This is a genomic window from Paraburkholderia sp. D1E (assembly GCF_052682275.1).
The window spans coordinates 7,251,976-7,265,959 of record NZ_JBQYMB010000001.1 but is presented as its reverse complement, the minus strand read 5'-3'; the positions used below and the strand labels follow the sequence as shown (position 1 = coordinate 7,265,959).

Genomic DNA, 13,984 nt, shown 5'->3' with positions numbered 1-13,984 from the left:
TCAAGCGGCTTCGTCGATCACCGGATTGCTCAGCGTGCCGATGCCTTCGATCGTGATTTCGCAGACGTCGCCGCCATTGAGCGGGCCGACGCCGGATGGCGTGCCGGTGAGGATTACGTCACCGGGCAGCAGGGTGATCGCCTGACTCAAATAGGACACGATGAAGGGCACGGGGAAGAGCAGATCCGACGTGTTGCCGTCCTGGCGTTGGGTGCCATTGACGCTCGACTGCACGCGCAATTTGCCGGCGTCGAGTCCCGTGGCGATGATGGGGCCGAGTGGGCAAAAGGTATCGAAGGCCTTGCCGACCAGCAAACAGCCATAACCCATTTCGCGGTTCTGGATCACGCGCTCGCTCACGTCGTTCGCGCAAGTGTAGCCGAACACGTAGTCGAGCGCATGGCCGATATCGATGCGACGGCCCTTTTTGCCGATCACGATGGCCAGCTCCGCCTCGTGATGGACCACCTGGGCCTCGCGCGGCCGGACGATGGCTTCCTTCGGGCCGATTGCCGCCGTCGTCGGCATCATGAAAAATTGCGGAATCTCGGGTGTCTTCGCGCCGGCCTCGGCGATGTGGCCGACGTAATTCATGCCGACCGCGAATAGTCGCGGGGCAGGCAGCGGGCAGAGGAGTGTCACGTCGGTCAACGCATCCGCCCGGCCTGCCGGTGTGATGCCATCGAAGGGCGAGCCGCTCAGGCGCTCCAGATGCTCGCCTTCGAGCACACCATAGTGAACGGCGTCATGCAGACGATAGCGGGCGATTTTCATGGGGTGTCCTGAGGGTCTTCTACAGCTTGCCGAACTCGAGGAAGGCGTCATATGGATCGCGTCCACCGCGAATGGCGGTACGCATGCGTGAATCCGTGCTCATGGTCTTGACCGTTTCGGTGATGACGAACTCCGCGTGTTCGCGCTCGATCAGAAGCGTGCCGTCGCGATCGCCAAGCAGGTAGTCGCCCGGCGACACCGTGACACCGCCGATGACCACCGGCACATCGGTGGCTTCCAGGCGCCAGCTGCCGACGATGTCGATCGGGCTGGTATAGCGGGCGAAAACCGGAAAGCCGATGGCTTCGATTTCGTCCGCATCGCGTGAACCGCCGTCGATGTAGTAACCGCGGATGCCGCGCTGCTTGAGGGCCTCGGCGGCGAGATCGCCCATCGCCGAGCGCGCGTGGTCATGTGGCTGGCACACAACGACGTGATCGCGCGGCGCGCCTGAGAGAACTCTGGAGATGAAGAGTTCGAGCGATTCGCTGACCGAGATGGTCGGATCGGCGCGGCCGGTAACGGTAAATACCGGCCCGGCGAGCTTCATATTGGGTGCAAGGCCCTTGATGTTGCGCGGCAATTCGTGGACGGGCAGACCGTGGATGCGCAGGACATCGAAAAGACCAGGGGTGTTGCAGGTGGCCAGTTGATCGGCGAGTGAGGTCATTGGAGTTCTCTTTGCCAAAGGGCGGAAACGCGGATGAGCGCGTGCGGTGTCTTGTCGCCTGGCGGCGCATCCGTGGCTAAGGGATTCTAGGAGCCGCGCCGGCGGCATGTCGAATCACAAAATTTGATGTAGCCATCAGTCCCGGGTATGGCTGGATCCAATCCATCGGGCTCCCTTCCACTCACCGCCACAAGCGATGTCTTTCACGCAGTTCTGCAACACACTGGTGGCACATCGAACGGCGGTGGAAGACCTTCGCGTCGTAGGCATGGCCAGGTAAATGCGCCTGAGAAAAGCCTCCCCATCGATACGCGCCGCGCTGAACACGCCGCGTTCGATATCCTGCTGAACGGCAACACGAGGCATCACACTCGCGCCGTATCCCTGCGCGACTAGCGCCTTCTGCACACTCAAGGCATTGGTCTCGGCAGCCAGGGTGATCCTGACGCCGGCGACAGCGCAAGCATGCTCGACCAGACTCCGTAACCGATGCGGCGCACTCGGCAAAACTAGCGGCGATTCTCCAAGTGCCGCAACGGAAACGGGATAGTCGTCGCCCAGACCCATCGACGCCAGCCCGACAAGGCTCAACGACTCTTCGACCAAAGGCTGAACATCAAGAGCAGGCGAAGCCGTGGGGTCGTACAGCAGCGCTGCGTCGATCTCGCCACTCTCGAGCCAGCGCAGCAAATGATCGGTATAGCCGACCGACAGCGAGACCCGTATCTGCGGAAACGCGCGCTGCAAGGCACCCACCAGCGGTGCAGTCAGCAACTCGCAGCTGCTGGGCAGCAAACCTAAACTCACCGCGCCGGACACGAGCCCGGGCGTCGGCCGGATTTCCTGCTGGGCGGTCTCCAACTCACGCAATGCCCGCCGCGCGCGATCGAGCAGGATCAATCCGGCGTCCGTCAACTGCATGCCGCGACGATCGCGTTCGAACAACGGCGCACCAACGTCGTCCTCCAACAGCTTCAATTGCCGCGATACCGCCGGTTGCACGATGTGCAGCAACTCGGCCGCGCGCGTCGCGCTTCCCGTGTCGGCGATCGCAAGGAAAGTGCGGATCTGGCGAATGTCCATAGCAAGTCCGGTAGTTCAAACACACGCTGAACGCAAACGAAAAGCACGCATGTCAGTGCGTGATACGGCGATCAGTTTTTGTCATTCGACAGCGAATTGCACGCAATTCTAAGATGACTCCCTGCCATAACACCATCGCGTTCAGCCGAGCGTTTACGCGAATGCTGCGCATATCGGAGACAAGCCACATGACAGTGAAGCCCAACCTTATCGGCGGGGAATGGTGCGAAGGATCGAGTTCGATCGAGAGCATCAATCCGTCGGATACACGTGAAAGCATCGGGCATTACGCGCTCGCGGATGCGACGCAAATGCGTGAAGCAGTCGCGGCCGCGCGCGCGGCACAACCCGCCTGGAGCGCCACGACGACTCAGGTGCGCAGCGACCTTCTGCTGAAGACGTCGATCGAACTCGCGGCCCGCAAGGAGGAAATCGGCGAGCTGGTCTCGCGTGAAGCAGGCAAGACGCGCGCGGAAGGCATCGGCGAAGTATTGCGCGCCAGTCAGATCTTTCAGTTCTTTGCCGGAGAAGCCGTGCGTTACGGCGGCGAGAACCTGCCGTCGGTACGTCCCAACATCAATGTCCAGATCAGCCGCGAACCGGTCGGTGTCGTCGCGTTGATCACACCGTGGAATTTCCCCATTGCAATTGCCGCGTGGAAACTCGCGCCGGCGCTCGCATTCGGCAACACCGCCGTGCTCAAGCCCTCGGAAGAAACGCCGGGCGTGGCGTGGGAACTGTTTCGCGTGCTGGAGCGCAATGGCCTGCCGACCGGCGTCGCGAATCTGATCAACGGACGCGGTGCGGATGCCGGTGAGGCGCTTGTCGAAGGTGTCGACGCGCTGAGTTTTACCGGCAGCGTGCGCACCGGCCGGCGTCTCGCGCAAAGCGCGATCGCCAACATGGTGCGGGTCCAGCTGGAGATGGGCGGCAAGAATCCGCTCGTCGTTCTTGACGATGCCGATCTCGGTGTCGCCGTGGAATGTGCGCTGAACGGATCTTTCTTTTCGGCGGGACAGCGTTGCACCGCATCGAGCCGTCTGATCGTGACCGATGCGATCCATGATCGTTTCGTCGACGCATTGCGCAGCCGTATGCGCTCGCTGAAGGTCGGCCACGCGCTGACAGTCGGCACGGACATCGGCCCGCTCATCAATCAGCGCCAGCTGGACATGGTGCAAGGCTATATCCAGGCCGGACGTGACGAAGGCGCGGAGCTGGTCGAAGGCGGCCAGTTGTTGCAGCCCGGTACGCCCGGCTTCTTCATGCAGCCCGCGCTGATGACCGCCACGTCGAACAGCATGCGCATCAACCGGGAGGAAGTGTTCGGCCCGTTCGCGACGGTCATCCGCGCGTCGGGTTACGACGAAGCACTGGCGCTCGCCAACGACACCGAATACGGCCTCTCGGCGGGCATCTGCACGACCTCGCACAAGTACGCGAGCCACTTCCGACAGCACGTCAGAAGCGGCCTCGCGATGATCAACCTGCCGACGGCGGGCCTCGACTATCACGTGCCGTTCGGCGGCACCAAGGCGTCGAGCTACGGTCAGCGTGAGCAGGGCACCTACGCGGTGGATTTCTACACGAACAGCAAAACGGCCTACGTCGGTTATTGAACCGGCCAGCCCTTTCTGATAACGATGGACGACAACAGGACCTGAGTGATGGAAAAGATCGGATTTATCGGCCTCGGCCGCATGGGCAAGCCGATGGCGGCCAACCTGCGCAAGCAGGGCTTCGAATTGGTCGTGATGGATTTGAACCGCGCGGCCGTGGCGGAACTGGTGGAGCTCGGTGCACGCGCCGGCGAAAGCGTTGCGCAGATCGCACGGGATTGTTCGATTGTCGTGACGATGCTGCCGAGTTCGGTGGAAGTGGAACAGGTTGCGCTGGGCGCCGACGGCATCTTCGCCAACGCCGCGCGCGGCAGCGTGCTGCTCGATATGAGCACGATCGATCCGCTCGCCACTGACCGGCTGGAAGTGCGCGCGCGCGAGCATGGTCTCTCGGTGGTGGACGCGCCGGTCGGCCGTCTCGCCGAGCATGCGGACCGCGGGGAATCGCTGTTTATGGTGGGGGCGAGTGATGCGGATTTCGCTCGCGTCAAACCCTTGCTCGACGCGATGGGCACCACCGTCTATCATTGCGGGGCCGTCGGCACCGGTGGGCGCACCAAGCTGGTCAACAACTATGTCGCCGTTACGCTGTGCCAGGTGAATGCGGAGGCGCTTGCGTTGTCGCAGCGCTTCGGCCTCGACATCACGAAGACGCTGCAGGTGCTCTACGGCACCTCGGCGAGCAATGGCCAATTGCGGATGAACTTCCCGAACAAGGTGCTCGCGGGCGACACCACGCCGGGCTTCACGATCGATCTCGCGCACAAGGACATGGCGCTGGTACTCGGCGCCGCGCACGCAGCGAAGGTGCCGATGCCGGTGGCGGCGGCCGTGTTCGAGTCGTTCAGTCTCGCGCGGGCCAGTGAGTATGGCCGCATCGACTTTTCCGGCATTGCCGACGCGATCTGCGATCTGGCGAAGATCGACAGGGCGCGCGTGCCAAAGGGCTGGACCGCTTCCTGAACATAAAGACATGGCTTGCCGACTCATGACGAAGACTGGGCGCGACCAGGTATGAACGTGCCCGCTTCGCACCCGTAGGGGATTATCCGGATCAAAAACTCAAAATATGTACACAGATAGTAAAAGTGTTTATATTAACAACTTAACCCCACGAAGGGTAAGTCAAGGAGACAAGCATGTTGACGCAGACCAGTCCCACACTGGCGGACGGCACCAAGGTCGCTGATCTGGTGAACGTCGAAACGCGGGAGGTGCAGATGCGCGCTCTCTCGGACCCCGAACTATATGAGTTGGAGATGGAGCGGATTTTCGGCAAGACGTGGCTGCTGCTTGGCCATGAAAGCGAAATTCCGAACTCCGGCGACTTCATGGTCCGCGACATGGGGTCGGACTCGGTGCTGGTCACGCGCGACAAGAGCGGCGAGATTCACGTCATGCTGAACGTGTGCTCGCACCGCGGCATGCGTGTTTCCACGCTAGACGCCGGCAACACGCAGATCCACACCTGCATCTACCACGGCTGGGCGTTTCGTCCGAACGGTCAGTTCCTCGGCGCGCCGGTCGAGAAGGAATGCATGCATGGCAAGATTCGCAGCAAAGACGAGCTATCGCTGAAAAAGGCGCGGATGACGCTGTACGGCGGTCTGATCTTCGCGACCTGGAATCTGAACGGCCCGTCGTTCGAGGAATTCCTTGGCGATGCGAAGTGGTATTACGACATGCTGTTCAAACGCAGCGACAGGGGCATCGAAGTGCTCGGGCCGCCGCAGCGCTTCATCGTGCGCGCCAACTGGAAGACGGCCGGCGAACAGTCGTCGGGCGACGGTTATCACACGCTGACCTTGCACCGCTGGCTCGGCGAAGTGGGTGCGTATTCGAAGAAAGACGAAAAGGGCGGCGATTTGAGCCCGGAGATGTACGGCGTCGAAATCAGTTCGCCGCACGGCCATGCGCTGCGCTGCATCGACCTCGGCCGCAAGATTCGCCGTCTGACCGGGCTCGATCCGGATCAGTTGACGGTCGAACAGAAGCTCGACGTGCTGCCGCCCGCGGGCATGACCAGGGAAATGGTCAGCCAGCTCAAGCGCAATCTGAACGAAGGCCAATTGCAGGTGCAGACTTCGATGCCGCCACAAGTGGGCGGCATGTTCCCGAACGTGCTGTTCGGCTTCCTCTATATTCCGCAGGCCGACGGCTCGGTGATCGGCTCGATCACGCTGCACGCCTATATTCCGCGCGGACCGGACAAGCTCGAGTTCGTCAACTGGGTCTTCGCGGAAAAGGACTGTCCGCCCGAGGTGCGCGAGCAGATGCTCAAGCAGACCATCCAGTTGTTCGGCACGTCGGGGATGGTCGAGCAGGACGACTCCGACACGTGGCCGCATATGACGCTCGCGGCGAAGGGCGCGCAGGGCAAAAAGCAGACGCTCAAGTATCAGGCGATCTACGAAACCGGCGCACCGGCAGGCTGGCCGGGTCCGGGCTTGGTCAACGAAGGCTTCACGAAGGACGACACGCAATGGCACTGGTGGTTGCACTGGCGCGAACTGATGACCTCGGAAAGTTGAGCGCCGCGCGCCAATCAAAGCCACTCAAGGAGACAGTGTGATGAGCGAAGTAAAAGAAGCCGTACAACAGGCCGCAACGCCGCAACGTGCTCGCGTGCCGCTCGGTTCAGCCGTATATAACGCGGTGGTCGAGTTCCTGTACGACGAGGCGGTGCTGCTCGACGAGATTCGCCTGGAAGAATGGGGCGCAACGCTCGCCACCGATCTCGTCTACGCGGCGCCGCTGCGGCAAACACGGCCGTATGCACAGCATGAGTCGTCGGTCATCCGCACGATGCAGCACTATCACGACAACTATCGCTCGATCATGGGCCGGATCATGCGCCTCACGGGCACCAAGAGCGCGTGGGCGGAAGACCCGCCGTCGCGCACGCACCGGCTCGTGACCAACGTGCTGGTGTACGAAGGCGAGTCGGCCGGTGAATACGTGGTGCGCAGCAATCTGCTGGTGACGCGCAGCCGTTTTAATTTCGACGAACTGGATCTGATCAGCGGCGAGCGCCATGACGTGCTCCGCCGCAGCGGCGAAACGTTCAAGCTGGCGCGCCGCGAGATCATTCTCGATCAGGCCGTACTCGGCACGCCGAATCTGGCGATCTTTCTATAGTCGTTACCGTTTCTCGAGGCTTCGCGAGCCAAGGAAGTTGCCCCCTGTTTCCGGGGGCTTTTTTTATGGCGGACGATGCTCAGTGGCTCATTCGTCGAAGGCCAGCCATGCCAGGTCGTCCGCGCACAGGTCGGCGGGGCGCGCGGCAAAGTCCAGGGTCGAACCCACGATGCGAATCGCCTGTTCGGCTCGCACGGGCTGCTGGGCAAAGCAGTTGCCGTTAGGACGTGCATGTACTTGTGCGTCGAGATTCCTGCCACGTCCTTTGGCGATGCCGGTCGCGCGTCTGAGAACCAGCGCCGCTTCGGCCTCCTCGCCTGGCAGCGTAGTCAGCGCCCAGCGCGCCATGCCGTGATACAGATCGATGCCCGCATACGGTGGCGGTCCCTGAATCACCGTGCCGACAACATTCCATTCCAGCAAGGGGACGCCGTCGCGTGCGAGCACCGGGTGCGTGCGATCATCCACGCGCGTCGGCACCTCGACGTCGTATTGACGCCGCAATGTACCGCGCGCCGCTGCCGCGATCGCCAATCCGGAGAGTTCGAACAGATGAGTGCATTGCTCGCTGGCATCCGCCACGCGCGTGACTTCGTGGGCTGTTTGCGTCAATGTCATGCCGACCAGCGCCTGCAATTGCCCGGCGGCTTGCGCACACAGCGTATAGGGCCGGCGGGGTGACGCGGCGGCAATGCGCGTCGCTTGTCCATGCGCGCTAGCGACTTCGACCCGAAAGTGGTGGAAGTCGTCTTCGAGTGCCGCGCGCGTGACGCGCTGCGACGTGCCGATGTGACTGCTGATGACGATGCGACGCCTGAACATGAAAGAACCCTCGAAAACAACGGGAAAACAGTGGCAATGCGCAATTGCGGACTGCAAAATACTGACACTTTTATTCTTAAAGTGTACGATATCGCAGATTATGTTCAATAAACAAGAGGCGTCGGCATGGCATTGCTTAAGGAGAGGGTGGGTTTCGTCACGGGCGCCGGCGGCGGCATCGGCCGCGGCGTTGCACGGGCCTTCGCGCGAGAAGGCGCGGCCGTGGTGATTGCCGAGATCGACGAGAAAACCGGCTTGCAGGTCGAGCGCGAAATCAGGGAGATCGGCGGCCGTGCGCTGTTCGTCAAGACCGACGTAACCAGCAAGGCTTCGCTAGAGGCAGCCGTGCAGAGCACGGTGGCGCACTTCGGTAGCATCGACATTCTGGTGAACAACGCCTTCATTCCCACGCCCAACGTACTGTTCGAAGACAAGACCGACGAGATGTTGCAGCAAACCCTGACGTCGTCGCTGTGGGCCACCTGGTGGGCCATGCGCGCGGTGATGCCGCATATGCGCGAGCGCCGCTGGGGCCGCATCGTCAACTTCTATTCGATCGACACCGAGACCGGCGCGTGGTTGCATGCCGATTACAATACCGCCAAGTCGGGCATCGTCGGTCTGACACGCAGCGCGGCCTCGGAATGGGGGCGCTTCAATATCACGGTGAACGCAATTGCGCCGACGGCGATGGGTGCGACGTTCTTCAAGCTGGCGGAAGAAAATCCGGGTTTTGCCGAACGTTCGGCCGCGGCGCGTCCGCTCGGTCGCTGCGGCGATCCGGAAGAAGATATTGGGCCGGCTGCGGTGTTCCTGTCTTCGGAGATGTCGCGCTTCATCACCGGAGAAACATTGCATGTGGATGGCGGTCTGCATCTGCCGGGCTACAACTCGCGGCCGGCCAATGTGCCTGTGCGCGAGTACTGAGTGATGTGCCGGGCACGCGGCTGAGTACGAAAGCGGGTCGTATATAAAGCAAAGGGGCCCCGCGGGCCCCTTTACTGCTAGTCACTGAAGAAACTGAACACGGTCAGCGTTTGGCCACCTTGATGTCGGTCGCCTCGATATCCCAGGTGGACGCCGTCTTGCCCTCATCGCGCAGCTGATACTTCAGAATGCGGCCTTGCGGGTTCTTGGGCAGCGTCTCGCGAAACTCGATGTAGCGTGGCAGGGCGTAATATGGAACGGCGTCGGTAGCCCAGTGGAACAGGGTCTCGGCGGTGAGCGCGGCACCCGGATTCAGAATGGCGGTGACTTTGACGTCGTCCTCGCCTTTGTCCGATGGCACGGCATGGACCGCAACCTCGGCGATATCGGGGTGGCGCGCAAAGGCCGATTCCATCTCAAAGCTGGAAATATTTTCGCCACGGCGGCGCAAATAGTCTTTTTTGCGGTCTACGAAATAGAAAAATCCATCGTCGTCGAACTTGCCTATATCTCCGGTATGGAACCACATGTTGCGCATCAGCTTCAGCGTCTCCTCGGGACGGCGCCAGTAGCCCATGAACATGATGTCCGGTCGCAGCGGACGGCAGACGATTTCGCCCGGCGTATTGGCCGGCAGCTCGCGGTCGAGATCGTCGACGATTCGCACGTCGAAGTCGGCTATGCGTTTGCCGGACGACCCAGGCGCCGCGTATTCGCCACCCGGCAGCGAAGTGATCACGCATGCTTCCGTGAGGCCGTAGCCGTTGCCGCCGACCTGCCTGGCGCCGAAGCGCTCGCGCCAGACCTTCTTGTTTTCTTCTGTGAACGGATTGCCGCGCACCGTATGAATCTGGCCGAAGCAGCGCTTTGCCGCCTCGTTATCCGGCGCATTGGCGAGGAGGCCGCCCATGCCGCCGAGAATCGACGCGATAGTGGCGCCGCTGCGCTCGACTTCGGGCCAGAAATTGGACACCGAGAAACGCGGGATGATCGCCACGCGCGCGCCCACCAGAATATTCGACAGGATGCCTACCGCCAGCGCATTCATGTGAAACAGCGGCAGTGGCGTGATCGTCACGTCGTTGGCGCTCGCGGGGCCGGCGCGCAATTGCAGGCGTGCCAGATTGCACATGAAGTTGTAGCTGATCATGCAGCCCTTGGACGGGCCGGTGGTGCCGGATGTATAGATCAGGCTGGCGAGGTCCCGCGGGTCCGGCTTGCGCTCGAAGGGCGTGTCGTCATGACCGCGATGGGCGTCGAGCGGCGCGAGCGGCAATGGTCCGCAACGGGTGGCGGTGACGGCGGTCGCGCCCGCATCGGCGCTGCGATACAGCACCTGCTTCACGTCGGACAGTTGCGCCGCCACGGCGCCTATCCGATCGAGATAGTCGGCTTCGCAGATCACGAGCGGCGCGCCGGCGTCGGCGATCTGATGGCGCAGGAATTCACCGCGCAATGCCGTATTGATCGGCACGCTGACGGCGCAGAGTTTGTTGACCGCGAGCCACGAGATCACGGCGTCGACGTTGTTGTCGAGCATCGTGACCACGGTTTGCCCGGCCTGAACCCCGAGCGACGCCAGCGAGTGGGCGAGGCGCGTGGAAAGACGGTCGACGTCCGCGTAGGTATAGAGCGCACCCGAAAAGTCGAGCAGAACCCGGTCCGGATGCGCCACGACGGCGCGCTCGAGTGCGGCGATAACAGTGTCCTGTTCACCGAGCGACCAAGTCTCTGCTCTTCCCATACCAGCCATATCAACCTCTCAGAAAATGAACTGGGCGTGAACCGGGCGACCTGCCCACAAATTCTAACCCGAGAATTGAATTCTAGTGTTTGTATTCCAATCCTGATCTGCGGGGAAACCCGCACACTTTTCTAAAAACTATTCAACTTATGGCTAAACAGACCACTCCATCGAAAGCCGGCACCTCGAAGATCGCTGTCAAACAACCGGCGAAGAAACGCGCCGTCGCCGAGAAAAGCGGCAAGAGCGCGGCGCAGTCGGTGGCGCCAGCGCCAAAGGCACGCAAGAGCCGCGCGCCTGCCGTGCAAGCCGCGCCCGCCGTGACGCCGGCGTCTGCCGCCGCGCCCGCAGCACCCGCCGCGGCTCCACGCCGCCGGCGCAGCAATCGCCGCTCCGAGCAGACCATCGACAACATCTTTGCCGCGACGGAAAAGGTTGTGCTGGAGTCGGGTGCGGACCGTATTTCGATTCTTGAAGTGTGCGAGACGGCGGGCGTGTCGCGGGGCACGTTCTATCGTTATTTCGCCTCGCAGGACGAACTGCTCGAAGCGTTTTCGCGCCACAAGCGGGAGAACTTCCACAAGTCGCTGGCTGAACTGCTGGTGCGCTATCAGGACCCGGACGAGCGCTTCGACGTGGTCATCAACTACCTGCAGGACTACCTCGATGCGGGCAATTCCCGGCGCATGTTGCTGGTTGCACCGGAGTTCGCACTGCGCTTTTTCAAACGCATCTTTCACGACGCCGTGGTGCGCTTTCAGGACTTGCTGTCGCCGGTGTTCGACGCATGGGACGAACGTCTGGGCGTCAAACTCGATCGCGAATTGATCTGCGATCTGCTGATCCGTTTCGTCATGAGCGAACACCTCGTGTCGAGCGAGTCCGAGCGGGGCGCGATGCAACGCCGCATCGGCCGTCTCATCGACTCGATCCGCTTCGGTGGCGTCACGCGGGCGCGCCGCTGAGCCTATGCGTTCACGCACGCCGCGGTTCCCGGCGACCGTCTTGCCACCGGCATTCTCGCCGGGGCCGGCGCGTCGCCATGCAGGAATGCCGGTGGTAACAGAGAGGGAAAGCAAACCGACGGCAAGTGTGAGGAGCCCACGTAAACGCTAATTTGAACACAATTGCATTAAGTGACTAACATTGGCATGATGTCGAACAGTCTGATCTGCTTCGCGCATCCGGCTTTCGTGCGTCCGGGTGTCGGTGAACCGCAGACAGGTCAATCCCACATCTGCGCCGTCGAGCGCCAGGAGACATCATGCTCATCGACCTTCATGCCCACGCTCCGCATCCGGGCTACTACAACCAACACCCCCACTGGGGCCCGTTCTTCGAACAGCACGAGGACGGCGACGTCAAGTTGCGGGTGGGCGACTGGATCCTGACGTTGGGTTCACCCGAGCGCAAAGCTGCCGTACGGTCCGGCAAAGGGCTGAAGCTCGACGAGTACTTCGCGCGCTGGGCCAATCCGAACGTACGTCTGGCCGGTATGGACGCCGCCGGCCAGAATGCCCAGGTGGTGTCGGTGCCGTCGCATTGCTACATGTACTGGGCGGAAGCGGACTTCTCGGTGCGCTACGCAAAGACGGTCAACGACACACTCGCCGAATATTGTTCCGCCGCACCCGATCGTCTGATGTTCTGGGCGCATGCGCCGCTGAACGTGCCCGAAGAGGCCGCGAAGGAAATCCGCCGCGCGTGCGGTGAACTCGGTGCAAAAGGGCTTGTGGCGGGTGGTGCCAATTTCGGCGGCCTCGAGTTCGATTCGCCGGAACTCGATCCGGTCTGGCAGGCGCTGTGCGACCTCGACCTGCCGATGTTCATCCACGGTTACAACCAGTCGGTCACGTGGGGCAAGAAGGCCAACGAGGACCGTTACGAGACCACGGCGATTGTCGGCATGCAGTACGACGAAACGCGCTGTTTCTGGAATCTGATCTGCGGCGGCGTATTCGACCGCTTCCCGGATCTCAAGGTGTACATCACGCACGGCGGTGGCTACGTGCCGTACCAACTTGGCCGTCTCGCGCAGTGCAATACCAATCTCGACTTCGCGCACAACAAGAAGCCGGTGCTCGAGTATCTGAAGAACTTCTATTTCGACGTCGAATTGCATGAAGTGCCGATGCGCCAGGCGCTGATCGACATCATCGGCGCGGACCGCATTCTGTACGGCAGCAACTTCGGCGGCAGCGATGCGGTGCGTCACGATCTGACCGACGGTCTGCGTTTGTCGGATGACGACCTGCAAAAGATCCGCTGGCAGAACGCCTGCAAGCTGCTGCATCTCGACCCGGCGAAGATCGGCATGCCGGCGCCGAAGCAGGCGGTGAGCGCATGAAGCTCGCGCGCTGCACGGACGGTGGCGCGCCGTTCTGGGCCGTAGTGGATATGGAGCGTGGCGAAGCGACCCCGATCGCAGGTTCATTCGCCGAATGGGCGCCGGCACTCACCGCGAGACCGGAGGACGGCGCCGCCGCACTCAAGCTGGCAGGGGCGCCGCGCAAGCTGGGCGAGTTGCGCCTGCTGCCGCCGGTTGAACGCGGCAATCGTGTGGTCGTCGCCGGCGCCAATTATGCGAAGCATCTGAATGCCGACTTCGGCATGAAGAGCCATAGTCAGCCGGTGGCGTTCCTGAAGGCATACGGTGCGCTGATCGGCGCGCACGATCCGATTCGCTATCCGCCGCTGACCAGAGAGCTCGACCACGAAGTCGAACTGGTCGCCGTGATCGGCGCGCAACGGGTGGACCGCGAGGATCCGCTCACTAGCGTGCTGGGTTACACGGTAGGCAACGACGTCAGCGCGCGCGATCTGCAACGCAGTGGGCCGCCGGGTGTCGGGATGGATCTGTTCGCGGCGAAGAGCCAGGATCGTTCGACGGGCCTCGGCCCCTGGATCGTCACGCGCGACGAATTCGCGACCGGCAGTCCAGCGTTGCGCATGACGCTGAAAGTGAACGGCGATACGCGGCAGGATGCATCGTCGGGAGAGATGACGTGGGACGTGGCGGCGCTGGTGCGCTTCGTTGACGAGCGCTCGAGCTTCGAAGCGGGGGATGTGCTGTTCACCGGCTCGCCAGAGGGCACCGGTCAGGGTACGGGCCGCTTTCTGAATCCCGGTGACGTGGTGGAAGCCTCGATCGAAGGCATCGGCACATTGCGCAACGTCGTATCGGCAAACGAATCAGCATGAAGGGAG

Annotated in this window: 13 protein-coding genes; 8 read left to right on the top strand and 5 right to left on the bottom strand. The window is 62.1% G+C overall.

The window, feature by feature from the left end:
* The 3 genes from ACUN0E_RS32650 to ACUN0E_RS32640 all read right to left on the bottom strand — a co-directional run bounded on the left by ACUN0E_RS32650 (position 1) and on the right by ACUN0E_RS32640 (position 2,527).
* Complete coding sequence (locus ACUN0E_RS32650; RefSeq protein WP_445569167.1) at positions 1–774, bottom strand: fumarylacetoacetate hydrolase family protein; 774 nt, start codon at positions 772–774, stop codon at positions 1–3.
* Positions 775–793: 19 nt separating this feature from the next.
* Entirely contained in the window at positions 794–1,444 is a 651-nt protein-coding gene (locus tag ACUN0E_RS32645; RefSeq protein ID WP_445569166.1) for an RraA family protein, read from the bottom strand.
* A 135-nt stretch (positions 1,445–1,579) separates the two neighbouring features.
* Positions 1,580–2,527: a LysR family transcriptional regulator gene (locus ACUN0E_RS32640; RefSeq protein ID WP_445569165.1), complete on the bottom strand. Its 948-nt coding sequence runs from the start codon at positions 2,525–2,527 to the stop codon at positions 1,580–1,582.
* Positions 2,528–2,715: 188 nt separating this feature from the next.
* On the opposite strand from ACUN0E_RS32640, the gene ACUN0E_RS32635 reads away from it, so the two are divergent.
* The 4 genes from ACUN0E_RS32635 (at position 2,716) to ACUN0E_RS32620 (ending at position 7,284) form a co-directional block, all read left to right on the top strand.
* Positions 2,716–4,146: an aldehyde dehydrogenase family protein gene (locus tag ACUN0E_RS32635; protein WP_408195684.1), complete on the top strand. Its 1,431-nt coding sequence runs from the start codon at positions 2,716–2,718 to the stop codon at positions 4,144–4,146.
* Positions 4,147–4,194: 48 nt separating this feature from the next.
* Complete coding sequence (locus tag ACUN0E_RS32630) at positions 4,195–5,109, top strand: NAD(P)-dependent oxidoreductase (RefSeq protein ID WP_445569164.1); 915 nt, start codon at positions 4,195–4,197, stop codon at positions 5,107–5,109.
* A gap of 176 nt (positions 5,110–5,285) precedes the next feature.
* Positions 5,286–6,677, top strand: a complete 1,392-nt coding sequence (locus tag ACUN0E_RS32625; RefSeq protein ID WP_408195686.1) for an aromatic ring-hydroxylating dioxygenase subunit alpha — start codon at positions 5,286–5,288, stop codon at positions 6,675–6,677.
* A 40-nt stretch (positions 6,678–6,717) separates the two neighbouring features.
* Positions 6,718–7,284, top strand: a complete 567-nt coding sequence (locus ACUN0E_RS32620) for a 3-phenylpropionate/cinnamic acid dioxygenase subunit beta (RefSeq protein ID WP_408195687.1) — start codon at positions 6,718–6,720, stop codon at positions 7,282–7,284.
* A gap of 87 nt (positions 7,285–7,371) precedes the next feature.
* Here ACUN0E_RS32620 and ACUN0E_RS32615 read toward each other — a convergent pair whose 3' ends face one another.
* On the bottom strand, positions 7,372–8,106 hold the full coding sequence (locus ACUN0E_RS32615) for a DUF2889 domain-containing protein (RefSeq protein WP_445569163.1): 735 nt from the start codon (positions 8,104–8,106) through the stop codon (positions 7,372–7,374).
* 126 nt (positions 8,107–8,232) lie between these two features.
* Between ACUN0E_RS32615 and ACUN0E_RS32610 the strand changes: the two genes are divergently transcribed.
* Positions 8,233–9,033: an SDR family NAD(P)-dependent oxidoreductase gene (locus ACUN0E_RS32610; RefSeq protein ID WP_445569162.1), complete on the top strand. Its 801-nt coding sequence runs from the start codon at positions 8,233–8,235 to the stop codon at positions 9,031–9,033.
* Between the two features lie 103 nt (positions 9,034–9,136).
* Here ACUN0E_RS32610 and ACUN0E_RS32605 read toward each other — a convergent pair whose 3' ends face one another.
* Positions 9,137–10,777 (bottom strand): ATP-dependent acyl-CoA ligase, encoded by a 1,641-nt coding sequence (locus ACUN0E_RS32605; RefSeq protein WP_445569161.1) that lies wholly within the window; start codon positions 10,775–10,777, stop codon positions 9,137–9,139.
* A 149-nt stretch (positions 10,778–10,926) separates the two neighbouring features.
* Here ACUN0E_RS32605 and ACUN0E_RS32600 point away from each other — a divergent pair, with 149 nt between their 5' ends.
* The 3 genes from ACUN0E_RS32600 to ACUN0E_RS32590 all read left to right on the top strand — a co-directional run bounded on the left by ACUN0E_RS32600 (position 10,927) and on the right by ACUN0E_RS32590 (position 13,978).
* A complete protein-coding gene (locus ACUN0E_RS32600) occupies positions 10,927–11,742 on the top strand; it encodes a TetR/AcrR family transcriptional regulator (protein ID WP_445569160.1) in 816 nt (271 codons plus the stop codon).
* Positions 11,743–12,041: 299 nt separating this feature from the next.
* A complete protein-coding gene (locus ACUN0E_RS32595) occupies positions 12,042–13,124 on the top strand; it encodes an amidohydrolase family protein (protein WP_408195692.1) in 1,083 nt (360 codons plus the stop codon).
* Entirely contained in the window at positions 13,121–13,978 is an 858-nt protein-coding gene (locus tag ACUN0E_RS32590) for a fumarylacetoacetate hydrolase family protein (RefSeq protein ID WP_408195693.1), read from the top strand. The genes ACUN0E_RS32595 and ACUN0E_RS32590 overlap by 4 nt, the downstream gene beginning before the upstream one ends.
* Positions 13,979–13,984: the final 6 nt, after the last annotated feature.